Source organism: Bacillus sp. AFS088145 (genome assembly GCF_002564465.1).
In the GTDB taxonomy this organism is placed as follows: domain Bacteria; phylum Bacillota; class Bacilli; order Bacillales; family Bacillaceae_G; genus Gottfriedia.
Genome location: NZ_NUUX01000008.1, coordinates 243916 through 265697, shown reverse-complemented (window position 1 = coordinate 265697; position 21782 = coordinate 243916). Strand labels below are relative to the sequence as shown.

General features: G+C 33.0%; 25 protein-coding genes. 20 read left to right on the top strand and 5 right to left on the bottom strand.

Going from position 1 to position 21782, the window contains the following annotated elements; all coding sequences use genetic code 11:
• The first annotated feature begins 51 nt into the window (after window positions 1-51).
• From coxB to COI44_RS05885, 5 genes are all read left to right on the top strand, one after another.
• Complete coding sequence (coxB, locus tag COI44_RS05905; protein WP_098427083.1) at window positions 52-1092, top strand: cytochrome c oxidase subunit II; 1041 nt, start codon at window positions 52-54, stop codon at window positions 1090-1092.
• A 32-nt stretch (window positions 1093-1124) separates the two neighbouring features.
• Window positions 1125-2981: a cytochrome c oxidase subunit I gene (ctaD, locus tag COI44_RS05900; protein ID WP_098427082.1), complete on the top strand. Its 1857-nt coding sequence runs from the start codon at window positions 1125-1127 to the stop codon at window positions 2979-2981.
• Window positions 2981-3604 (top strand): cytochrome (ubi)quinol oxidase subunit III, encoded by a 624-nt coding sequence (locus tag COI44_RS05895; RefSeq protein ID WP_088013072.1) that lies wholly within the window; start codon window positions 2981-2983, stop codon window positions 3602-3604. The genes ctaD and COI44_RS05895 overlap by 1 nt, the downstream gene beginning before the upstream one ends.
• Before the next feature lie 4 nt (window positions 3605-3608).
• Window positions 3609-3947 carry a cytochrome c oxidase subunit IVB gene (gene ctaF / locus COI44_RS05890; protein WP_098427081.1) on the top strand — a complete coding sequence of 113 codons (339 nt, stop codon included), beginning with the start codon at window positions 3609-3611 and terminating at the stop codon, window positions 3945-3947.
• 219 nt (window positions 3948-4166) lie between these two features.
• Window positions 4167-4526, top strand: coding sequence for a hypothetical protein (locus tag COI44_RS05885; protein WP_098427080.1), 360 nt, complete (start codon window positions 4167-4169; stop codon window positions 4524-4526).
• Window positions 4527-4626: 100 nt separating this feature from the next.
• Here COI44_RS05885 and COI44_RS05880 read toward each other — a convergent pair whose 3' ends face one another.
• Window positions 4627-5148 (bottom strand): hypothetical protein, encoded by a 522-nt coding sequence (locus tag COI44_RS05880; RefSeq protein ID WP_098427079.1) that lies wholly within the window; start codon window positions 5146-5148, stop codon window positions 4627-4629.
• A 242-nt stretch (window positions 5149-5390) separates the two neighbouring features.
• Between COI44_RS05880 and COI44_RS24035 the strand changes: the two genes are divergently transcribed.
• The gene (locus COI44_RS24035) at window positions 5391-5564 is read left to right on the top strand and encodes a hypothetical protein (RefSeq protein ID WP_179887020.1); all 174 of its coding nucleotides are present in this window, start codon (window positions 5391-5393) and stop codon (window positions 5562-5564) included.
• A 160-nt stretch (window positions 5565-5724) separates the two neighbouring features.
• Here COI44_RS24035 and COI44_RS05875 read toward each other — a convergent pair whose 3' ends face one another.
• Window positions 5725-6669: an EamA family transporter gene (locus COI44_RS05875; RefSeq protein WP_098427078.1), complete on the bottom strand. Its 945-nt coding sequence runs from the start codon at window positions 6667-6669 to the stop codon at window positions 5725-5727.
• A 126-nt stretch (window positions 6670-6795) separates the two neighbouring features.
• Between COI44_RS05875 and COI44_RS05870 the strand changes: the two genes are divergently transcribed.
• The 6 genes from COI44_RS05870 to COI44_RS05845 all read left to right on the top strand — a co-directional run bounded on the left by COI44_RS05870 (window position 6796) and on the right by COI44_RS05845 (window position 13932).
• A complete protein-coding gene (locus tag COI44_RS05870; RefSeq protein WP_098427077.1) occupies window positions 6796-7689 on the top strand; it encodes an AraC family transcriptional regulator in 894 nt (297 codons plus the stop codon).
• 168 nt (window positions 7690-7857) lie between these two features.
• The gene (locus tag COI44_RS05865) at window positions 7858-9546 is read left to right on the top strand and encodes a sigma-54 interaction domain-containing protein (RefSeq protein WP_098427076.1); all 1689 of its coding nucleotides are present in this window, start codon (window positions 7858-7860) and stop codon (window positions 9544-9546) included.
• A gap of 324 nt (window positions 9547-9870) precedes the next feature.
• The gene (locus tag COI44_RS05860; RefSeq protein ID WP_098427075.1) at window positions 9871-10968 is read left to right on the top strand and encodes a M24 family metallopeptidase; all 1098 of its coding nucleotides are present in this window, start codon (window positions 9871-9873) and stop codon (window positions 10966-10968) included.
• A gap of 132 nt (window positions 10969-11100) precedes the next feature.
• A complete protein-coding gene (gene eutH, locus COI44_RS05855; RefSeq protein ID WP_098427074.1) occupies window positions 11101-12174 on the top strand; it encodes an ethanolamine utilization protein EutH in 1074 nt (357 codons plus the stop codon).
• Window positions 12175-12556: 382 nt separating this feature from the next.
• Entirely contained in the window at window positions 12557-13456 is a 900-nt protein-coding gene (gene ctaG, locus COI44_RS05850) for a cytochrome c oxidase assembly factor CtaG (protein WP_142329231.1), read from the top strand.
• A gap of 11 nt (window positions 13457-13467) precedes the next feature.
• Window positions 13468-13932 (top strand): DUF420 domain-containing protein, encoded by a 465-nt coding sequence (locus tag COI44_RS05845; RefSeq protein WP_098427073.1) that lies wholly within the window; start codon window positions 13468-13470, stop codon window positions 13930-13932.
• Between the two features lie 60 nt (window positions 13933-13992).
• Here the strand turns inward: COI44_RS05845 and COI44_RS05840 are convergent, their stop codons facing one another.
• A complete protein-coding gene (locus COI44_RS05840) occupies window positions 13993-14364 on the bottom strand; it encodes a YugN family protein (RefSeq protein ID WP_069035575.1) in 372 nt (123 codons plus the stop codon).
• A 176-nt stretch (window positions 14365-14540) separates the two neighbouring features.
• On the opposite strand from COI44_RS05840, the gene COI44_RS05835 reads away from it, so the two are divergent.
• The 6 genes from COI44_RS05835 (at window position 14541) to COI44_RS05805 (ending at window position 18315) form a co-directional block, all read left to right on the top strand.
• On the top strand, window positions 14541-15584 hold the full coding sequence (locus COI44_RS05835) for a CAP domain-containing protein (RefSeq protein WP_098427072.1): 1044 nt from the start codon (window positions 14541-14543) through the stop codon (window positions 15582-15584).
• Between the two features lie 115 nt (window positions 15585-15699).
• Window positions 15700-16113, top strand: coding sequence for a YlbD family protein (locus COI44_RS05830; protein WP_098427071.1), 414 nt, complete (start codon window positions 15700-15702; stop codon window positions 16111-16113).
• A gap of 11 nt (window positions 16114-16124) precedes the next feature.
• The gene (locus tag COI44_RS05825; RefSeq protein WP_097975645.1) at window positions 16125-16406 is read left to right on the top strand and encodes a YlbE-like family protein; all 282 of its coding nucleotides are present in this window, start codon (window positions 16125-16127) and stop codon (window positions 16404-16406) included.
• A gap of 75 nt (window positions 16407-16481) precedes the next feature.
• Window positions 16482-17054, top strand: coding sequence for a histidine phosphatase family protein (locus COI44_RS05820; protein WP_098427070.1), 573 nt, complete (start codon window positions 16482-16484; stop codon window positions 17052-17054).
• Window positions 17055-17115: 61 nt separating this feature from the next.
• A complete protein-coding gene (locus tag COI44_RS05815; protein ID WP_098427069.1) occupies window positions 17116-17571 on the top strand; it encodes a YlbF/YmcA family competence regulator in 456 nt (151 codons plus the stop codon).
• A 471-nt stretch (window positions 17572-18042) separates the two neighbouring features.
• Window positions 18043-18315 (top strand): YlbG family protein, encoded by a 273-nt coding sequence (locus tag COI44_RS05805; RefSeq protein ID WP_056468449.1) that lies wholly within the window; start codon window positions 18043-18045, stop codon window positions 18313-18315.
• Between the two features lie 171 nt (window positions 18316-18486).
• Here the strand turns inward: COI44_RS05805 and COI44_RS05800 are convergent, their stop codons facing one another.
• Window positions 18487-18876 carry a DUF7147 family protein gene (locus COI44_RS05800; protein WP_098427067.1) on the bottom strand — a complete coding sequence of 130 codons (390 nt, stop codon included), beginning with the start codon at window positions 18874-18876 and terminating at the stop codon, window positions 18487-18489.
• Between the two features lie 369 nt (window positions 18877-19245).
• Between COI44_RS05800 and rsmD the strand changes: the two genes are divergently transcribed.
• Both rsmD and coaD read left to right on the top strand, forming a co-directional pair.
• Window positions 19246-19803, top strand: a complete 558-nt coding sequence (gene rsmD / locus COI44_RS05795; RefSeq protein WP_091022079.1) for a 16S rRNA (guanine(966)-N(2))-methyltransferase RsmD — start codon at window positions 19246-19248, stop codon at window positions 19801-19803.
• A 17-nt stretch (window positions 19804-19820) separates the two neighbouring features.
• Entirely contained in the window at window positions 19821-20312 is a 492-nt protein-coding gene (coaD, locus tag COI44_RS05790; protein ID WP_098427066.1) for a pantetheine-phosphate adenylyltransferase, read from the top strand.
• A gap of 102 nt (window positions 20313-20414) precedes the next feature.
• Here coaD and ylbJ read toward each other — a convergent pair whose 3' ends face one another.
• Window positions 20415-21668: a sporulation integral membrane protein YlbJ gene (ylbJ, locus tag COI44_RS05785; protein WP_098427065.1), complete on the bottom strand. Its 1254-nt coding sequence runs from the start codon at window positions 21666-21668 to the stop codon at window positions 20415-20417.
• Between the last annotated feature and the right edge of the window lie 114 nt (window positions 21669-21782).

Sequence of the window (21782 nt, the reverse complement as noted above, 5' to 3'; positions counted from 1 at the left end):
TTTTTAAATAAGAATGAAACACTTTAAATTGAAAGAGGGGGAAGTATACTTATGAAACATTGGCGATTAGTCTCGCTAATTTCCTTGATAGCAGTTATTTTGAGTGCATGTGGACATGCAAATCAATCTACACTGAATCCTCAAGGTGAAGTAGCAAAAATGCAATACGATCTTATGAAGCTAAGTACGTTGATCATGGTATTCGTTGTTGCTGTAGTAACAGTTCTTTTCCTTTACGTAATCGTGAAATATCGTCACCGTAAAGGTCAAGAAAATATTATTCCAAAGCAAGTAGAAGGTAATCATTTCTTAGAGCTTCTTTGGACAATTATTCCTGTTATTTTACTTATTATTTTAGCAGTACCAACAGTATCACAAACGTTTAAGCTTTCAGATGAGAAGCAAATATCAAAAGATGAGAAGAAAAAAGATGCAATTGTTATTAATGTAAATGCTCATCTTTTCTGGTGGGAATTTGAGTATCCAAAACAAAAATTCATTACTTCTCAAGACATGTATATCCCAGTTGGTAAAAAAGTTATCTTAAACCTAAAAGGTCAAGATATCAAACACTCATTCTGGGTACCATCATTAGCAGGTAAGCTTGATACAAACGTTGAAGGCGAAAACAAAATGTGGCTTTCAGCGGATAAAGAAGGTACATATAATGGATTCTGTGCAGAGTTTTGTGGTCCTTCACATTCATTAATGCAATTTAAAGTTAAAGTTGTAAGTCAAGCCGACTACGATAAGTGGTTAGCTGATATGAAGAATCAAAAGGGTCAAGCTGTAACAGCAGATGCACAAGAAGGTGAAAAAATCTTCAAACAAAGCTGTATTGGTTGTCATGCTGCAGACGCAAATGATACAAGACCACCTGCTGCACGACTTGCTCCAAACTTAGCTAACTTCGGTGATCGTGATATGGTTGCTGGTATTGCTAAAAATAATGAAGCAAACATCAAAAAATGGTTAACAAATCCGGAAGCTATGAAGCCAGGAAACCTTATGTCAGGTAAATATGGTGACTTATCAGCTGATCAGATTGATGCATTAACTGCATACTTAACTAGCTTAAAAATTGCAAAATAAATTAATGGATATGAAGCAAAGGGGGTAATACTGTGAGTTCTGTAGCGAAAAAGAAACCACTATTGTGGGACTACTTAACGACAGTCGACCATAAGAAAATTGCCATCCTGTATTTAATTGCAGGCGGATTCTTTTTCTTAGTTGGTGGGATGGAAGCGTTATTTATTCGTATACAATTAATTAAGCCAGACAACACATTTTTAGTTGGTGATGCTTATAACCAAGTATTAACAATGCATGGTACAACAATGATTTTCTTAGCGGCGATGCCGATGATCTTTGCATTTTTTAACGCGGTAGTACCATTACAAATTGGTGCTCGTGACGTAGCTTTCCCGTTTTTAAATTCTTTAGGTTTCTGGTTATTCTTCGTTGGTGGAGTTTTCTTAAATCTAAGTTGGTTCTTAGGTGGAGCGCCTGACGCAGGTTGGACATCATATGCGACACTAGCTCTACACAGTAAATCACATGGTGTAGACTTCTACTTATTAGGTCTACAAATTTCAGGTATTGGTACATTAGCAGGTGGTATTAACTTCCTAGCAACGATTATTAACATGCGTGCTCCAGGGTTAACATACATGCGTATGCCACTATTTACTTGGACAGTATTTGTAACATCAGCACTTATTTTATTTGCTTTCCCGGCATTAACAATCGGGTTAGCGTTATTAATGTTTGACCGCCTATTTGGAACTGCATTCTTTGATGCATCTTTAGGTGGAAACTCAATGATCTTTGAACATTTATTCTGGATTTTCGGACATCCAGAGGTTTATATTCTTATATTACCGGCATTTGGTATCTTCTCTGATATCATTCCAGCATTCTCTAAGAAACGTTTATTTGGATACTCTTCAATGGTATTCGCAACAGTTTTAATTGGTTTCTTAGGATTCATGGTATGGGCTCACCATATGTTTACAGACGGTCTTGGTGCAGTAGCAAATGCAATTTTCGCAGTTGCAACTATGGCAATTGCAGTACCTACAGGGGTTAAAATCTTTAACTGGTTATTAACAATGTGGGGCGGACAAATTCGTTTTACAACACCAATGCTTTGGTCAGTTGCGTTTATTCCATCATTCGTACTAGGTGGGGTAACTGGTATTATGAACGCTGCAGCTCCTGCTGACTATCAATTCCATGATAGTTATTTCGTAGTAGCTCACTTCCACTACGTAATCGTAGGTGGGGTAGTATTTGGTCTATTTGCCGGTGCACATTACTGGTGGCCAAAAATGTTTGGTAAAATCTTAAATGAAACATTAGGTAAAATTACATTCTTTTTATTCTTTATTGGTTTCCATTTAACATTCTTTATCCAACATTTCTTAGGTTTAATGGGTATGCCTCGTCGTTACTTTACATATCTACCAGGACAAGGCTTAGATACTGGTAACATGATCAGCTCAATCGGAGCAATGTTCATGGGTCTAGCTACAATCGTTATGTTAATCAATGTAGTTTATACAGCAATTAAAGGTAAGAAAGCTGCTGGAGATGCATGGGGTGTAGGTCGTACACTTGAGTGGGCAATTCCTTCTCCTGCACCAGAATATAACTTTGCTCAAATTCCATATGTACGTGGATTAGACGCTCTATGGGTAGAAAAAATGGAAGGAGACGGCAAAATGACACCTGCTGAACCACTAGGTGATATTCATATGCCAAACTCATCTATTTTACCATTTGTTATGTCAGTGGGCTTATTTATTGCAGCATTTGGGGCATTGTATAATGACCAACTTAAAAACCACACGGCAGTTGGTGTATTAATTCTTGGCTTATTTATTACATTCGGTTCAATGTTCTTACGTTCTTGGATTGATGATCATGGATTCCATATCCATAAAGAAGACATAGCTGATGAGGGGGTTGAGGCATAATGGAAATGAATCAAAAATTTACAGCTGAAACGTTTCCTCACAACCCTGAAAAAGCTACAGAAGAAGGTAAAAATAAGTTCTTAGCATTCTGGCTATTTCTTGGTGGAGAAACTGTATTATTCGCATCATTATTTGGTACTTTCTTAGCATTAAGAAACTCTACTGCTGGTGGAGCAAGTGCTGCAGAAATGTTCGAACCAAAATTAGTATTCATTGCTACAATGTTACTTTTAACTTCATCTCTTACAAGTGTTTATGCAATGTACCACATGAAAAACTTTGAACACAAAAAGATGATGCTATGGTTAGGAATTACAGTTTTATTAGGTCTAGGATTTTTATTGTTAGAAATTTACGAATTTAGACACTATATGCACGAATATCATTTTACAATTAAGAGTAGTGCATTTGGTTCTTCATTCTATACATTAGTAGGTACTCATGGTGCCCACGTATTTGTTGGTTTACTATGGATCACTACTTTAATGCTTCGAAATGGTGGAAGAGGTTTAAATTTATACAACGCTCCGAAGTTTTATGTTGCAAGTTTATACTGGCACTTCATCGACGTAGTATGGATTTTCATCTTTACAGTAGTATACTTAATGGGAATGGTGGGATAAGAAAATGGGTACAAATACAAACTCTCATCAAAGAAATCAAGTTGAAATAAAGTATCACAGACGTAAACATGCAGAAGAAATGAAACAACAATTAATTTCATTTGCATTAATGATCATTTTAACACTTGCATCATTCGCAGCAGTATTATACAGAGATAAAATGGATCCATACTTTACAGTACCATTTATTTTATTACTTGCTGTAGTACAACTAGTGTTCCAACTTTATTACTTCATGCACATGAAAAATAAAGGTCACAGTACACAAGCGTTCTTCCTATATTCAGGAATTACAGTTGCTGTAATTACACTATTAACATTCTTAACATTAATCTGGTTATGATGTAAGAAGGAAGTGAATTTTATTCACTTCCTTTTTTTATGTTCGTTTATGTAGATTGTTGATATGTTGTGGAACTTACTTTTAGTTTGTTTCGATAAGAAAGATTGTATTGTAGAACTTTAAAAAAATTGAAAAAGAATCTAATTTTGCAGGAGATTTTTCTTTTATATCAAGCTCCTAACATAAACGTAAAAATTAAAATAAAGTGGAATGATTTGATTGAAAACATTTGAAGCACTAGAGTGGCTTAAAAGTAATAATAATCCATCAGCATTTGCGACTAATAGATTCGGTGAAACAATTAATGCTATTAATTTTGTTGAGCAACTTTATGAACTAGGTGCAGGAAAAGTGTGTGTTATTGGTATTATAGATGAAAAAGAACGTATTGAGGAAGAAGGAGGACCTTTTGCTGAATCCTTGTTAGTTGAATTACCTGAGGATGACGTAAAACGTAATGATCTTATTAAGTTCTATGAAAAAGAGATGGAAGAACAAGGGATTGGCGAAGGTGAAGGAATTTTAGAGTGGAATGTAAGTAATTTAGATAATGGCATACTTGGTTTTTGGTGGTATTGAGACAATGCCACCTTTAGATATTAAATGCATTGAGTTAGATAGAATAGAAAAAAAGGCTAAAACCACAATTGAGGATTTTAATGTTGCCAGTTTGGAGAACTTATTTAGATTGAGAAAGTACATAATGAAAGTACTTTTGTGGTGTACCATAACTCTTGAGTTCTAGAATTAATTCTTCATCAGCTTGAGTAATAGTTTCTTTTTCTACTCCGTTACCATCTTGGATTGATACAGGTAACAAACTTCCATCTTGGTAATCAAAGTTAATGATTATTCCTATACCTTCTCCTTTAATGCTAAACGTAACTCCTTCATTTACCATAGCATAACCAACTATGTCATACATTTTCTTAAACAATTTCTCTATCTCAGCTAATGCAACAAATTCTTCTTCGCCATCATTAAATACGGTATCCTTTTCAAATTTTACCCAAATACCAACAGCTTCTTTTTCTGGGGCTCTATTTAAATCTTCATAACCAATTTTCGTTATCGTCCCAGAATGATAAATAGGTTCTTCCTCATTAATACAATAAATGTCACTTCTTTTAATAATTTCTACACGATCGCCTTCACTTACTGTTAATTCTCTTTTTGTACCAAACCTATTGTAGTAAATCAATAATATATCCTCTTACTAAATTTTTTTGACTTACAAATTATCCCCTAAATTACTAAAGAAATACTTAACGAGAATACTATATTTTCATTGTCTATGGGATCAAATCAAGGTCCAATTCAACTATGGAGATTTTTATTGGTATAAGAATGTTCAGTGGAAGAAAACTATAAAGCCGACATAATTTTAGAATGAGTACTTAATCGGTTATGGTTAATAAGTAAAATAGAAGGGATGATTCAACGATGTATATGGAAATTCCTAAAGATGAAGATATTGAAATGGAAGAAAAAGTTGAGCTTACTGGTAGTATTGATAAATTAACAGAGCATGTAATTTGGGGTGCACAAGGTTTCATGGATATTCCTGATCAAGGTAAAACGTACAGGAAAAGATATTTAGGAAACCGATATCAATAGGTAGAGAGATTGTTGACCAAGAAAAGACGTGCAAGTTTCAAAGACAGGCAAGGAAAAAAAATCTTGTATTTAATTTTTAAGCAATTTACGCAATACTTTCATTCAAAATTTAGGAGCTGATTAAATAATCAGCTCCTATTTCACATTTCAAAAAAGCAATTCAACTAACTCTAAGCGGTTCTTTATTATTAGGAGGTTGGCTAGTTTTTGAGGAAGACTCTTTATTCAAAGCCAATAATAATATCATTCCAATGATACAAGCTGTACCTAGCCATTGGAAAACACCAAAAGGTTCTTTTAACCAAAAGATTGTAGTTAAGACGGCAGCTAGTGGTTCAATGCTTCCTAGCAGACTTGATTCTTTAGGTGGAAGACTTTGCAAACTTTCTATATAGAACCAAAATGCAATCATTGTACCGAATATGATAATGAAGATTAAATATAAATTCGCTTCAAGTGTTAAGTTTCTATAGTCCACTTGCCAAGGAGGATGGATAAAACTTAATACAAAACCACCGATCATCATAGCCCATCCGACAATGACAAGTGAGTCGAATTGCTTCAGTAATGGTACGGCAAATAAAGTATAAAATGCTAAAGCTACTCCAGATAATACACCCCAAGCAATTGCAAGTGTTGGCACAGATAATTGCGAGATTGAGCCGTTTGTTAATAAGAAAAAACTTCCAATTAATGCTAGAGATACCGTTAACAAATCTCTTCGTGTTAGAGCGGTTTGTTTACGGATAATTAAATATAGGATAATCATTACAGGGGCTAAATACTGTAATAGGGTTGCAACAGCAGCATTTCCATGTTCAATAGAAGCCATATATGTGTATTGAACCGCTAGCATCCCCAATACCCCGAAGATAATTAGTTGAATTGCGATCCTTCCAGTTCTCCAAACCGCAAGGATCTGAGAACGGTCTTTTTTAAAATATTGAATGGCTAAGAGTAAAAATCCAGCTATAAGCAATCGAATCGTAACCAGCCAATCTACATCGATTTGATACTGTTGAAAAAGTTTTTTTGCAACTGTACCACCAATCCCCCAAAATACCGCTCCTGTGATAACAAGAAATATTCCCTTTCGTCTATTCATGATTTTAGTCTCCACCTTCAAATATAAAAATAGTGTTATACTATGTAAAATAATAAGCGGGAAAACGCTAAAATAATACTCAAATCGAATGGGAAAATATAAGGATATTGAGGTGGTTATGGGGATATGCAAATTAAAAATTTTATGGTTGACCAAAATTTAAAAGAATTAACTAAACATCATACTGTAGTTTTGCCAATAGCATGTTACGAAACAACGATTAAGCAAAACATAAATAGTTATATACCACTTCATTGGCATGATGAATTTCAGTTTGTTCACGTTGTTAAAGGAGAAGCAATTTTTCAAATAAATGAAGAAAATATTTTTGTTCAAGAGGGGGAAGGGCTTTTTATAAATAGTGGCTGCCTGCATATGGCAAAAGATCGGAACGATTCAGAATGTACCTATATTTGTTTAAATGTTTCTCCAAGTTTCGTATTATCACAAGAACTTTATACAACCTTTGTAAAGCCTTATTATCAGGCGACTAATATACCCTTTTTATTCTTAAATCCAAAGGAGCTATGGGCCAATAGAATTTTACGCTATATTTTGAAAATTAAAGGGATGATCAAACAAAATTCACCATTCTATGAAATTGAAGTCAGCTTACAACTCTCATTAATGTGGAAGAATTTAATTATGAATGGGATTGAATTAGAGTATGAACAGTCGGTAGTGATAAAGAGTAACCGAATGAAGCAAATGTTAAATTGGATCCACCTACATTATTCTGAGAAAATACGATTAGACGACATTGCAAGAGCGGGTCAATTAAGCCGATCTGAGTGTTGTCGATATTTTAGTCGTATTTTAAAATCAACTCCTTTAAACTATGTAACCGATTATCGAATACAAAAAAGTTTAATATTACTACAACAACATGAGTCGAATGTCACTGATGTTGCCTATCAAGTTGGATTTAACAGCACTAGCTACTTTATTGATAAATTCCGAAAATCGATGAACTTGACACCATTAGCTTACAAAAAACTAAAAATTCCAGAACTCCTGTGAAGTAAGTATCTTTTAGTTGAATAATATAAGTTGCTTAATTGTAGCTTTTTTTCTTAAGTAATAGATTGTGTATTATGGAGTGGTAGAACTCACAGATAATAATCATGACATAAACTCGACGTAATGATAGAGTAATATGAAAAAGATACAAATAGGTGGTGGTATTTTATGAAACATCTTCTTCCTAGAATAGAAGATTTGTTGCAAACAAATTTTTCTTTGCATTCTGATCTGATTATTAATAATGAAGCAGCGTATATATTTAAACAGCAGCATAGTGAAGTCTGGATGTTAACGATCGATGATTATCTTCATTTTAAGAGCAGAAATATAAAAGAATTTGATTGGAAAAAAGCGGGCGTTTTCAATGAAAAAGCAGTTATTCAAGAAGTGATTCAAGAAGTGCAAACATCAGATGTTGTAGTCATCACGGATGGAGAAGGAAAAATTAAGGGCTATATCACTTCTGCTGTTTTAGTTTCTAAAGTGTTTGAATCTTATCAATATTTAGAGGCCTATTTTCGAACGATGATTGATACAATGGATGGTTCGGTCTCGATTGTAGATGAAGCTGGTAAAACAGTTGTTTGGACCCATGGTGCTGAAAGGATCTTTTCAATTCCTAAAGAAGAAATTATTGGGAATAAAATGGAAGAGTTTTTTCCAAAAGATATGTTATTAAATAAAGTTACAATGGATACAGGTCAATCTTTTCGTCATAAACAGCATAAACCACGTGAGGATCTCTTTGTCATGATTAATAGCAGTCCAATCTTCATCAATGATCGAATTGTGGGTGCGGTTGCGGCTGAAACCGACATTACGAGTCAAGTGATAATGAATCAAGAACTTATGAATGCTTCCTCCAAAATTCTTCAATTGCAGAAGGAGGTTTCAAGACTGCAATTATCACACGATTCTTTTCAACAAATTAAAGGTTCGAGCCAATTGATGAAAGAAACAGTTTCGTTATCGAAAAAAATGTCTGAAACGAGTGCAAATATTTTATTACTTGGTGAAACAGGGGTTGGGAAGGAAGTCTTTGCTAAAGCTATCCATTTTTATCGTGGATCATCTTCTCCATTTATTGCTGTAAACTGTGGTGCGATTACACCATCTTTGTTTGAGAGTGAATTTTTTGGCTATGAAAAAGGAGCATTTTCTGGTGCAGATGTAAACGGTAGAAAAGGAAAACTAGAGTTGGCGCACGGAGGAACACTTTTTCTGGATGAAATTGGTGATTTACCGTTGGACATGCAAGTGAAGTTACTTAGATTTTTGCAAGATAAAACGTATTACCGCGTTGGTGGTACAAAACAGCTAACAGCGGAGTGCCGAATTATTACTGCTACAAATAAGGATTTAGAAGCTATGGTTGAAGCTAATACTTTTCGCGAAGACCTTTATTATCGTCTTAACATTTTATCTATTACGATTCCCCCATTGCGAGAACGAAAAGAAGACGTAATGGAGCTACTTCATCAATTTATCTATGAGTTTTCATTACTATATCATCGAACAATTAAAATCGTTGATCCCCAGGTAACTTCGGCCTTATTACAATACGATTGGCCCGGAAATGTGAGAGAGATGAGAAATGTTATTGAACGATTAGTATTACTGTCAGTAGAAGGAACCATCGCTATAGGAGCTTTACCGCCAAAGTTGATACAATCTACATTGTTATCGACTGGGTGTGATGATTCCTTGCAAGATGATTTAAATGATTTTGAAAAAAATAAAATCATTGAAGCCATTCAAACAGAGAAAGGGAACAAGCAAGCAGCAGCAAAAAAATTAGGAATATCTCGAGCTACTTTATATAATAAAATGAAAAAATTAAAGATTGAGCTTTAAAAACAAAAGCCTTTTCGACTAAATTAGTCCAGACGAGCGTAAAAAACTCCTGGGCTGATTTAGAACCTAGAAATCAACTATCTCCCATTATTTCTCCTCAGCCATTAGTAGCAACTTTTAAATAAAAACACTACTTTCGGCATATTCTACGGTTCTGTCAAACTGCTACCGTCTAATCATTTAGACACTATATGCTAAACGGTGTCTAAAAACATTTACACTTTTTCCTAAACAATCCCCTACTTAAAAGATTTTAAAAATGGCACAGAACTTGCATCAATACTTCATGTCTAATTTAAACCATTTATTAAAGGGGAAATGATCATGAATAATCGAATGCAAGAATTACAAACATTTTTACAAACACAAAGTATTCCAGGTGGCTTGGTCACATCACGCCAAAATATTTTTTATTTATCGAATTTTGATTACAATCCGCACGAACGATTTGTAGGTATTTTTGTCTTCCCAAATGATGAACCCATTTTTATTACACCAGCGATGGAAGTTCAAATGATAAAGGAAGCAGGCTGGAAACATCCAATCCTAAGTTACACAGATTCTGATCACCCGTTGGCACTTGTTGGTCACTTGATTGAAAGCAGAAAAAAAATGAAACAATTTGCGGTTGAGAAGCATGATATCTCCTATTTTTACATTGAAAGACTGCAACAGATCTTTGGTGAAGTAGAGTTTGCATCATTAGATTCAATACTTACTGATATGCGACTAGTAAAAGATGCTGATGAAATTGAAATATTACGTGAAGCTGCTGCTTTTGCTGATTACGGAGTACAAGTGGGTATTGAAGCGTTAAAAGAAGGAATCACAGAACTTGAAGTATTAGGGAAAATTGAATTTGAATTAAAGAAAAAAGGGATTAAAGAAATGTCATTCTCTCCCATTGTTTTGTTTGGCCAAAATGCAAGTAACCCACATGGAGCTTCAGGTGACAATAAGTTAAAAAAAGGAGATACTGCGCTATTTGATTTAGGGGTGAAGTATAAGGGATATTGCTCTGATATCACACGTACAGTCATGTATGGGAATCCTAGTAGCGAACTCGTTAAAATCTATAATACAGTTTTACAGGCCAATCTTGCTGGGGTGGAAGCTTCTCAATCTGGTAAAAGAATTGGTGATGTTGATCTCTCAGGAAGACGCGTCATTCAAGAAGCTGGCTACGGTGATTTTTTTCCACATCGAATCGGTCATGGTCTAGGTATTGAAATTCACGAGGCACCTTCTATAAATGAAGTTAATGAAGGCTTATTAAAATCAGGAATGGTCATCACTATTGAACCTGGCATTTATCTTAATAGCCTCGGTGGTGTACGTATTGAAGACGATGTTGTCATTACTGATAATGGGTATGAAGTATTAACGAAATTTCCGAAAGAATTGATGATTGTAGGAGACTAAATAAAAATGCGTAATGGATATGAACATTTTCCATTCTCATAAACTATTAATTATTATATAAAAAATATTGAACAGGTCATCTAATTCATTTTTAAAAAGATGACCTTTCTTTTGCATGGGGGAGTATTCGATATGAATGAAATCATCTTATATATCATGACAGTTTTTATGGTCCTAGGGGCAATCGATTATCTGATGGGTAATCGCTATGGACTGGGACAAAAATTTAAGGAAGCCTTCCAATCGATGGGACCACTTGCCCTTTCAATGGTTGGCATGATTTCACTATCTCCTGTATTAGCAAAAGGGTTAACACCGATTGTATCCCCTGTCTACCAATTTCTTGGAGCAGATCCATCGATGTTTTCATCCACGTTTTTAGCTCTTGATATGGGTGGATACTCATTAGCAAATGAAATGGCTCAATCAAGTGATGCTGCTTTTTTTTCATGGGTGTTTTTAGGAACAATGATGGGGCCAACTATTGTTTTTACCATTCCGGTTGCTTTAAGCATTGTTCATAAAAATGATCATCCCTTTTTTGCGAAAGGAATTTTAATTGGGCTAATGACGATTCCAGTTGGATGTTTAGCGGGAGGATTCGTTGCAGGATTTGGTTTTATATGGATGCTGAAAAATTTGATTCCTTCTATTCTAATTTCTGTCTTGATTGGCATTGGAATGCTATCGGCTCAATCGGTGATGATTCGTGGTTTTAAATGGTTTGGAAAAGGAATTGAAATCGTTATTATCATTGGTCTTGTCTCGATTATCATTAAAACTTTAACAGGTATCGTTATTATTCCAGGTATGATGCCACTTTCGGAAGGTTTTGTAACAGTTGGAAAAATAACGATCATACTTGCCGGTGCGTTTCCATTTGTTTTTGTGCTAGTAAAAGTATTACAGAAGCCTTTTGCATTACTCGGAAATAAGCTAGGTATGAATCAACAGGCATTAGGTGGATTCATTGCTTCCTTCGCCCATCACATCCCTATGTTTGCGACACTGCATGAGATGGATGACCGTGGGAAAGTCATAAATACCGCATTTGCCGTTAGCGGCGCATTTGTTTTTGGCAGTCACTTAGGATTTGTAGCGGGTGTGGAGCAGAATTTTGTCATTCCACTGATTGTCGGTAAACTGACTGCTGGGTTTTTGGCAGCTGCATTGGCTTTGCTAGTGTCAAAACGAGGAGCAAAATGAATGATTAATAATAGAGAAGTAGATTGGAATTTTAAAGGCTTGCCTCATTTTGGAAAAGCAAGATGCCGTAAGACCTCACAGAAAATGTGCACCCTAGATTTTTATTCACTATAAATACCAATCATTTAAAAATGAATAACGTTTTCAAATCGTATTTTAATTTGAATAAACCGTTATTACTGTTATATAATTTAGTAGTATAATAGTTTGGATAATTTCATTAAATATTATATGATAGAAGTAATGTTTAAATTTTTTTTGTCTTTGTGAAGTTTTTGTTTATAAGGTCGTATATCTACACTAAATTTACATAGTCCAATATTAATTTAAACATTAGGTAAAAATAATAAGTGTGAATAGAATAATTAAAGGGTGTGCATTCATGATTAGCTTAGGGATGTTCGGGTTTAAAGCACTTTGGAGTCCGTATTTATTTGTGTTTTTAGTTTTAGTCATTTTAGGTTATTTTTACATAATTAATAAATTCAAGGATGAAAACCATGTTACTGAGACTAAACAAAAGGTGTATTTCGTAATTGGAATTTTGTTAGTTTACACCGCACAAGGCAGTCCAATCGATTTAATTGGTCATATAATTTTTAGTGCACATATGACTGAAATGGCAGTATTATACTTAGTTGCACCGATCTTTCTTATTAATGGTATTCCAGATTGGTTATGGAGAAACATACTAAAACCTAAATTCGTTAATTCGTTTTTTACTTTTGCTACAAAACCATTAATTGCTTTACTTATTTTTAATGTAGTATTTTCGATTTACCATTATCCATTAGTATTTGATACTGTAAAAACGAATAATGTCTATCATTTCTTATTTACAAATATATTATTTTTCATGGCAGTTTTTATGTGGTTTCCTGTTATTAATAACTTACCTGAGCGACAAACACTTTCTGATATCCAAAAGATTGGCTATATGTTTGGAAATGGTATTTTATTAACACCAGCATGTGCACTTATTATTTTTGCAGGACATCCATTTTACGCAACTTATAATGATCCAGTATTATGGAGTAAAGCGATGGAACTTTGCGTATCACCGGATTTATTAAAATCACTAAATATTTCAGGTCCAGAAGTATTTAACTTTATGTCAGCAAGGGAAGATCAGCAGGTTGGCGGAGTTATCATGAAAATTATCCAGGAAATAGTTTATGGATCTGTTATTGGTTATAATTTTTTCAAATGGGCTAAAAGAGAACAAAATGGAAATAAAATTGATCCAATCAGTAGTAATCCGTTATTGCTTAAAAAATCGTAGGGGTGGAAATTTTGAATTCGTTACCAATTTTACCAACAATAAGTACAAGCTTTATTGTAATTAGTGCCATATTAGTTGCGATCGGCTGGTCTCTTATTGCAAAAAGAAATATAGAGGGACATAAGAAAGTTATGTTCTTTGCTGGAGTCTTTGCACTCTCGTTTTTCATTGTATACGCAACAAGAACAATTTTTATCGGAAATACTTCTTTTGGGGGACCTAAAAGTTTAAAGTTGTATTATCATATATTTTTGTTTTTCCATATATTCTTAGCTACAACAGGCGGAGTATTTGGTCTAGTATCAATTATTTCAGGATTTAAAAACAAATTAAAACTACACAAAAAAATTGGACCAATTACTAGTATTATTTGGTTTTTTACTGCAATTACAGGTGTATTCGTTTATTGTTTATTATACGTTTTCTACAAAGGTGGAGACACTACTTCAGTTATTAAAGCTGTTTTAGGATTTTAATTAAAAATAAAAGAGTGAGTAAAAGAAGTTGTACTTCTTTTTACTCACTCTTTTTAATAATTATAGAATAATGAACTTGCTTACTAGAGAAATTTGCTCTTCAGCTTTTTTAAGTAATTCTTTACTTTTATCAACGATACTTTCAGGGAAGTTTTCGCCTTCTCCGTACTCTACACCGTGAGGATAATAGTATTTACCTAAAAGTGGAGTAAGTAATTGGATTTTACCTTTACTTGACTCTACATGTCCTTCTACTGCGAAACCTTGAACGCGTAAGTAGTAGATTTCATTACGTTGTTCAAATTTATAATCGTAAGTTACTCTTTCGTAATCCCATTGACCAGCAAGGACAAAGCCTAATTCTTCCATGATTTCAGTTAATAAATTTACATTTAATACATGGTTTTCTAAATTTGTATTCTCAAATTTCATGTTATTACCCCCTAAATTACTTAGAAAAAATCCCTATTAATATAATATTATCTATGACAATATTTAGCAATGAAAAGCTGATAAATGTATTTTAACTAATTTATATATTTTTTTGAATAATTTGGCTACAATGGATATATAAACATAGAGTTAACAATTGGGAAGGGAAGATCTAAATGGAAAAGCTTATAAAACTTTTCTTTTTTACAATAAGTTTTATAACAGTTTTTATGTTCAGTCCTCTTATAAAAGATTGGATCACCAATATTTCATCATTTAAACAATATCAAAAAGTAGAAGAAGTGAATATGCCAATGATCGAAAATGCAAGTACTGAAAAAGTTACATACTCCGTTTCTCAGTATATTGGTAAAAGTGAACAAGAAATTTTAAAAACTTTTGGTAAGCCGTCAAGAAAGGTTCCTTCTCAATATGACTACGATTGGCTTGTTTATGATAAGGATGCTACAAAGTATACTCAATTTGGTGTACTTAATGGCAAAGTTGTAACAATTTTTGTTGCTGGTAATAAAGTTGATATAACCCCATTTGTGATGGGGAGCCACTATGAAGAAACAATGGATAATGTAGCATTACATGATAAAGTCTCTTTTTCGATGTTAAGTAATCAATACACATTTAAATTATCGACAACTGATTTACACGAACGTCCACTTGTTTCATTAAATAATTGCTTTGCACAACTTTATTTTGACCGTTTTACGGGAAGTTTATTAGGTGTTCGGTATTTATCTCCAGAAACTTTAGTTAAGCAAAAACCGTACGAGCTAATTTATAGTGGAAATTTAATAAATGCAAAAAAATTAAATACATTGCAAGAAGCAATTGTTGATCGTGAAGAAGAGAGACAGATATTTAACTTAACGAATGTTTATCGTAAAAGAATGAATTTAAGTACTTTAAATTGGAATGCTGATGCTGCCAAAGTAGCTTTAGGACATAGTAAAGATATGGTTCAAAATAAATATTTTGATCACTATTCTAATTTATATGGTAGTCTAGCTGATCGTTTAAATGATGCAAATGTTCCCTACAGAATTGCTGGCGAAAATATTTCGGCTAATTATGTAGATGGTATAGCATCTGTATACGGATGGATTAATAGTAAAGGTCACCGAGTAAATATGTATAAAAAAGAATATACTACACTTGGTGTTGGAGCCTTTAATAAATATTACACCCAAAATTTTATAAAATAATGGCGAAATCAAGCAAAAGCGAAAGTTTGTGCTTGATTTTTTTATTTCCATACAAGCACAAAATTATTCGAAAGACATACTTTTGTAGTAAATGCTTTTAATTGGAGTGATATGAATGGGAAGTGAAAATAATCGTCCATCTATCGAACAATTTAGGCAATTCGTTATGGAACACCCAAAACTTCGTGAGGAAGTAAAAACGGGTAAAAAAACATGGCAACAATATTTTGAAGATTGGTATTACAAAGGTGAAGACCATGAAATGTGGGATGAATACAGAAATGACAATAATACAAAGTCTCAAAAGAAAACTGCCAAAACGGAACAATCAGAAGAAGGCTATGTTGGAAAAGTCATTTCTTTTGTGAAAAATTTAGATCCTGATCAAATTCAAGGGCATCTAACAAATGTAAACTCTACTTTAACGAATATTCAACAGCTCATATCACAATTTAAATCTCCAGCTACTTCAACTAATCAAAGAGAAGAAAAGCCAGCGGCACAACAATTTAATTTTAGACAGGATTGAGGAGATCTAAAGTGAGAAAAGATGTTTTGGAATTTCTTCAGAGTGAAGAAGATTATTTGAAGTTTTTAAGACAACAACCAAAATGGTATCGTAAACTTTCTAGAAATCCTGAGCTTACTGATGAGTTTAGACTGGCTTCCCTTGAGTTTTTTGGTAAAACCATTCCACAACGAGTTGATAAATTGTCAAATCAAGTTCAAATGGCATCGTTTATGATTGACATGTTTCATGTATTAAAGGATCAACAAAGTACTAGTAGTGAATCCTCTGATACTGAATCAAAGGAAGATTAAAAAAGGATAATAATTCATTCTGTCATAGCTTTTTGCTACAATGAAGAAAGCAAGTTTTAAAAAGGAGTAGTAGTTATGACAGAAATTTGTTTAGTAAGACATGGACAAACTGATTGGAATTTTAACAATATAATTCAAGGAAGAGAAGATATTCCTTTAAATACGGTAGGTAAACAACAGGCGAATGATAGTGCATTGTTTTTAAGTGATCAAAAGTGGGATCGGGTTATTTCAAGTCCTTTAGTTAGGGCGAAACAAACTGCACAGGCAATTGCAGATTTTTCTAAAATTGATGAAATTATAGAGGATGAACGATTTCTAGAAAGAGAATTTGGTGAGGCAAGTGGAAAACCTATTTCCGATGTTCATGAAAACATTTATAATAATAATGTAGAAGGAATGGAAACAAATGAAGAATTAATTGATCGAGCTTTTAGTGCATTAAAAGACATTGCTCAAAATTATGAAGGTAAACGAATTGTAATTGTTGCCCATTCTCATACGATTAAGGCAATTCTACATGCGATTGATCCTGAGAAAGTTAATTTTAGGACAAAATTAAATAATGCTTGTGCAAATTTTATTGAATTAAAAGATGGTAAATGGAAGATAAATGAATTTAATATTTCTGATCACATAAAAGCTTAGGACAAGTTCTTTTATTTACGGAATTAAATGTGATATAGTTTATTCTTGGAGGTGTAAGGAAATGTATGCAACAATGGAAACCTTGCAACTTATAACAGTCTCAGAAGAACTTGCTTCAATGATCGTGCAATCGGATGTTGCAGATCAGTATCGAACTTCATATATTGCATTAAATAATGATAAAACTGCGCAAGAAATTATTAGCCGTTTTATGAAGACGAAGGATTTATATGAGGATGTTCAGCGATTTGGAAAATATCATCCAGATTATAAAGAAATTCGTAAAAAAATGAGTGAAGTTAAAAAAGAACTTCAACTAAACGATACAATCGCTGCTTTTAAGCAAGCGGAAGATCAGGTCCAATTACTTTTAGATGAGACTAGCTATTTAATTGCTCAAGCTGTTTCGCCTTCTGTAAAAGTTCCAGCGGGTAATCCATTCTTCGTAAATACAGGTGGAGGATGTAGTACTGGTGGATGTGGCACAGGTGGAAAGTGTGGATGTAAAACGAGGTAATAAATCATATTGAAAGGCTCATTATTTAATAATGAGTCTTTTTTTAATAAAATTTATTTTCTGAACCTAGTACAGTCAGCGCAATTATTTCCACAACAAAACATTTTTTTATTCGGAACGTAAAATCGATGTTTAAATACGAAATTATTATTTTCTTTACGAATAAATTCAACTCGGTAAATTAGTTTAAACTGTTCAGTAATGGTTCTGGCGCAATCAACCAGTAGTTTTTTGATCGCCTCTTCGGTCTGTTGACGGTCTGTCTGAATATATAGAAAATTGGCACCGCAAATTTGTTTGTTTGAAAATAGATTAATTTGTTTATAATTTGAAATACAGTTAAAAAATTGCTCCCAAACATCATCTAACATAATTTTCAATCCTTTCTAAAAACTATTTATGAAAGTTTCGTTGCAAAAGAAATTTGGGATATGCTATTCTATTTCTAACGGATTTTTAAAGGAGAAAGCTATGTTCGTGCAAAGACAAGGTATTATTATTTATTTACAATCATTAAAACAAGCAAAAATGTTACGTAAATTTGGAAATATTCACTTTGTCTCTAAACGTTTGAAATACGTAGTCCTATATTGCAATATGGATGATATAGATCGAACAATAGAGAGATTGAAAAAATTTCATTTTGTGAAACGAATTGAATTGTCATATAAACCTTTTATTAAGACTGAGTACGAAAATGCAAAACCGGACGAAGCAAAGGAATATGATTATCAAGTAGATTAAAAACGATTGAATGGATCATTAATTTAGAAGGGTAACCGATCTGAATTAAAAACCGTTCAATCGTTTTTCTTGTGGTATGGTTGAGAGGTAGGGGATAGAAAAAACTATCCCTGATCTTCTTTTATTTTATGAGAAAGATTAGAAAATAGTAAATTCTAATACCATCTCTTGTTATTTCATTGGAGGTATTAAGTGATTTAAGCGTAAAATTCCGATAATATATTGGTGGAATAAATCATTTTCATGAAATGAGCTTGAGTGTCTAACTTGTAATGTGATGATTTCTTTGTTTAAAGTTGTAGCTAATTCTTCAAACAACACTTCACGTTTGGTAACTGAATCTTCTTTTAATGTAATTCCTTCTCTACAATAATATATTGGCTGGAATTCGCCAATAGAAGTAGGGCTTAAGATAACAGCAAAAGAACAGCAGTTTGAGCCTTTATTTTCAGATGTTAATTTAAGTAAAAATTTAACTCTATCTTTTTGCGATTTAGCAATTTCAAATAGTTCATATAAATCTGAGTATCCTTCTCCAATTTCAATCATGCGTTGGATCATGAGTATTCCCCCTTAAAACGTAAATACTTTACGAGTATTTAAAAACAAAGTATGGTAATAAATGCAACATTTATTCTACAGGATAAAAGCATAAAAAAAAACCCCGCATTTGCAGGGCCCCTCTTATTAAAGTGTAATCACTTAAAAGAAGGCAAAGGGAGAGGAGAAACCGGAGGAAGAACTTATGGGGAAACGTAAGTCTTCTCCGCGGTTGGCAACAACATCAACTGAGATGTTGTTAAAATTAATTATTTCCAAAGTGGATGATTTTATACATTAGTAGATGAATATGGAAAGAAATGTTTTTGTTTTAGTGAAATTATGATAGGATATTTTCGTAAATTGAAATATATAGTAGGTGTAAATTAAATGAGAGTAGTGTCAGGAAAAAATAAAGGATTAAGTTTAAAGGCAGTACCTGGTATGAGTACTAGACCGACAACCGATAAAGTAAAAGAAGCCATGTTTAATATAATTGGACCTTACTTTGAAGGTGGTATTGTATTAGATTTATTCGGTGGTAGTGGTGGACTATCAATTGAGGCTTTAAGTAGAGGGATTGAAAAAGCGATTATTGTAGATCGTGAAATGAAGGCGATTAAGACGATTAAAGAAAACTTAGCAACTTGTAATCTAACTGATTGTGCTGAAGTATATCGAAATGACGCTGAGAGAGCTGTTAAAGCGATTATTAAAAGAGAGATCCAATTTGATTTAATTATTTTAGATCCTCCTTATAAAAAGCAACAAATCGTATCATTAATTGAAACTTTTGATGAAAAAAATCTACTTGCATCAGATGGAACAATTTTAGTAGAACATGCTACAGATGTCGAATTACCTGAAAAAATAGGGAAATTTGTACGAACAAAAGCAGAAAAATATGGAATTTGTGGCGTATCAGTGTATCATATTTGTATGGAGTAATTTTTAGGGGGTACAAGATGAAACGTATTGCTGTTTGTCCTGGAAGTTTTGATCCAATAACATTAGGACATTTAGATATTATTAAACGTGGAGCAAGAGTGTTTGATGAGGTAATTGTTGTCGTATTAAATAACTCGGCCAAAAATTCTTTATTTACTTTAGAAGAAAGAAAAGAATTAATTACGGAAGCTACGAGTACAATTCCAAATGTACGAGTTGATTCATTTAGTGGTCTATTAATGGATTATGCGAAAAAAATTAACGCCTCTGCAATATTAAGAGGCCTAAGAGCAGTATCAGACTTTGAATATGAAATGCAAATTACAGCAATGAACAAAAAATTAGTAGATGAAATTGACACGTTTTTTGTTATGACAAATAATCAATATTCATTCCTAAGTTCTTCAATTGTAAAAGAAGTCGCAAAATATGGTGGGAATGTAAAAGACTTAGTACCAGATTGTGTAAACAGCGCATTAACAGAAAAATTTTTGAAACCTCAAGTTTAATGTAAGCTTAAGTATTTATATATAATTTATTAATGAGTAGACAACACATAAAAGAAACCTCAAGTTTGTTTAAAACTGAGGTTTCTTTTTTTATGAAAAGGTTTAAGAAGATAATTTTTTTATATACAGTTTATAAATCAAGATGATTACATAAATGTAAAGAGAAATTAAGGTTATAAAAGAACCTGTTGAAAACAATGATTCGAGGCTTAACTGTTTCTCTGTAAAAATCTTTATAACAGATAAAGTATTAGTAGCATTAGAAGTTAACTGATTAAGATAGAGTGGCTTCCAAAAGATAATTGCTAAAATAGGTGCAATTCCAGATTGTAATAAACGACCGATTAAATAAGGTTTAATACTTAATTTCACTTCAGAAATAATACTTGCTACCTGGGCTTGTATTGAAAAACCACCAAATCCTAAAATAAAGCTAGTTAAAGCCACTTGCTGCAATAAAGTACTATTGCCTAGTTCACTGACTAATTTAGATCCTAAAGTAATTTCAAATAAGCCAGATAAAAAAGGCGTAGATAAATTGTGATTAACATTTAAATTTGAAAAACAATATGCAATTATTTTTCCAACATTAGATATAAATCCAATTTCAATTAAAAGCATATTAAGTACAGAAAAAACGATGATAAATCCACCAATCATTAATAATGTCTGGACGGAAGAAGCTATTGCGTCCCCTAATATTTTTCCAATCGGTCTTCTTTCACTTAATCTTTTTTCATGCATAACTTTAAAAGCGTATTTAAAGCGGTTAGAATGAATTCTTTCTTTACGAGAGTAGTTAGGTTGGTTTCTTCCATAAAACCTCATAATGAGGCCTACAATAGCGTTAGATAAATAATGACTGAGTGCAAGTACGAGCCCAACTTTTGGGTTGTGAAAAAAACCAACAGATATTGCAACAAAAATAAACAATGGATTAGATGAATTTGTAAATGAATTAAGTCGTTCAGCTTCTAATTTTGTTAATTCCCCATCTTTATATAATTTTGCAGAAAGTTTTGCACCTGAAGGAAATCCTGATGCCATCCCCATAGCCCAAACAAACGCCCCAACTCCCGGAACTCTAAATAAAGGTCTCATAACTGGCTCCAAAAATACACCAATAAATTGAACAATCCCAAAGCAAATTAGAAGTTCACTTAAAATGAAAAAAGGAAGGAGCGAAGGAAATACGATTCCCCACCACATATTTAACCCTCTTATTGACCCTTTAAATGCTACCTCTGGATGCAAAATAATTGTTGATGTAAGAAATATGAGTAATAAAAAAATTAGTAAGGTAATGAAGTGATTTCTTTTCACATATAAACCTCCAAAGATAAACTTAAAAAACATATAGATTTTTGTCTAATTGTAGTAAGACCAATAAGTAGGAAATAAGATAGTAATATATGTATAAAAAAAACTTGTACAATTAAATATACGTTGCCAGAGTTCAATTTTAGACCA

Excerpts from the sequence above, each read along its gene's own strand:
- COI44_RS05835 (WP_098427072.1), top strand. The coding sequence starts at position 14,541 with ATGGAAAAGCTTATAAAACTTTTCTTTTTTACAATAAGTTTTATAACA.
- COI44_RS24035 (WP_179887020.1), top strand. The coding sequence starts at position 5,391 with ATGTATATGGAAATTCCTAAAGATGAAGATATTGAAATGGAAGAAAAA.
- COI44_RS05805 (WP_056468449.1), top strand. The coding sequence starts at position 18,043 with ATGTTCGTGCAAAGACAAGGTATTATTATTTATTTACAATCATTAAAA.
- COI44_RS05895 (WP_088013072.1), top strand. The coding sequence starts at position 2,981 with ATGGAAATGAATCAAAAATTTACAGCTGAAACGTTTCCTCACAACCCT.
- ctaF (WP_098427081.1), top strand. The coding sequence starts at position 3,609 with ATGGGTACAAATACAAACTCTCATCAAAGAAATCAAGTTGAAATAAAG.
- COI44_RS05815 (WP_098427069.1), top strand. The coding sequence starts at position 17,116 with ATGTATGCAACAATGGAAACCTTGCAACTTATAACAGTCTCAGAAGAA.
- COI44_RS05840 (WP_069035575.1), bottom strand. The coding sequence starts at position 14,364 with ATGAAATTTGAGAATACAAATTTAGAAAACCATGTATTAAATGTAAAT.
- COI44_RS05860 (WP_098427075.1), top strand. The coding sequence starts at position 9,871 with ATGAATAATCGAATGCAAGAATTACAAACATTTTTACAAACACAAAGT.
- COI44_RS05820 (WP_098427070.1), top strand. The coding sequence starts at position 16,482 with ATGACAGAAATTTGTTTAGTAAGACATGGACAAACTGATTGGAATTTT.
- coxB (WP_098427083.1), top strand. The coding sequence starts at position 52 with ATGAAACATTGGCGATTAGTCTCGCTAATTTCCTTGATAGCAGTTATT.
- eutH (WP_098427074.1), top strand. The coding sequence starts at position 11,101 with ATGAATGAAATCATCTTATATATCATGACAGTTTTTATGGTCCTAGGG.
- ylbJ (WP_098427065.1), bottom strand. The coding sequence starts at position 21,668 with ATGTTTTTTAAGTTTATCTTTGGAGGTTTATATGTGAAAAGAAATCAC.
- COI44_RS05875 (WP_098427078.1), bottom strand. The coding sequence starts at position 6,669 with ATGAATAGACGAAAGGGAATATTTCTTGTTATCACAGGAGCGGTATTT.
- rsmD (WP_091022079.1), top strand. The coding sequence starts at position 19,246 with ATGAGAGTAGTGTCAGGAAAAAATAAAGGATTAAGTTTAAAGGCAGTA.
- COI44_RS05865 (WP_098427076.1), top strand. The coding sequence starts at position 7,858 with ATGAAACATCTTCTTCCTAGAATAGAAGATTTGTTGCAAACAAATTTT.
- COI44_RS05800 (WP_098427067.1), bottom strand. The coding sequence starts at position 18,876 with ATGATCCAACGCATGATTGAAATTGGAGAAGGATACTCAGATTTATAT.
- COI44_RS05830 (WP_098427071.1), top strand. The coding sequence starts at position 15,700 with ATGGGAAGTGAAAATAATCGTCCATCTATCGAACAATTTAGGCAATTC.
- coaD (WP_098427066.1), top strand. The coding sequence starts at position 19,821 with ATGAAACGTATTGCTGTTTGTCCTGGAAGTTTTGATCCAATAACATTA.
- COI44_RS05870 (WP_098427077.1), top strand. The coding sequence starts at position 6,796 with ATGCAAATTAAAAATTTTATGGTTGACCAAAATTTAAAAGAATTAACT.
- ctaG (WP_142329231.1), top strand. The coding sequence starts at position 12,557 with ATGATTAGCTTAGGGATGTTCGGGTTTAAAGCACTTTGGAGTCCGTAT.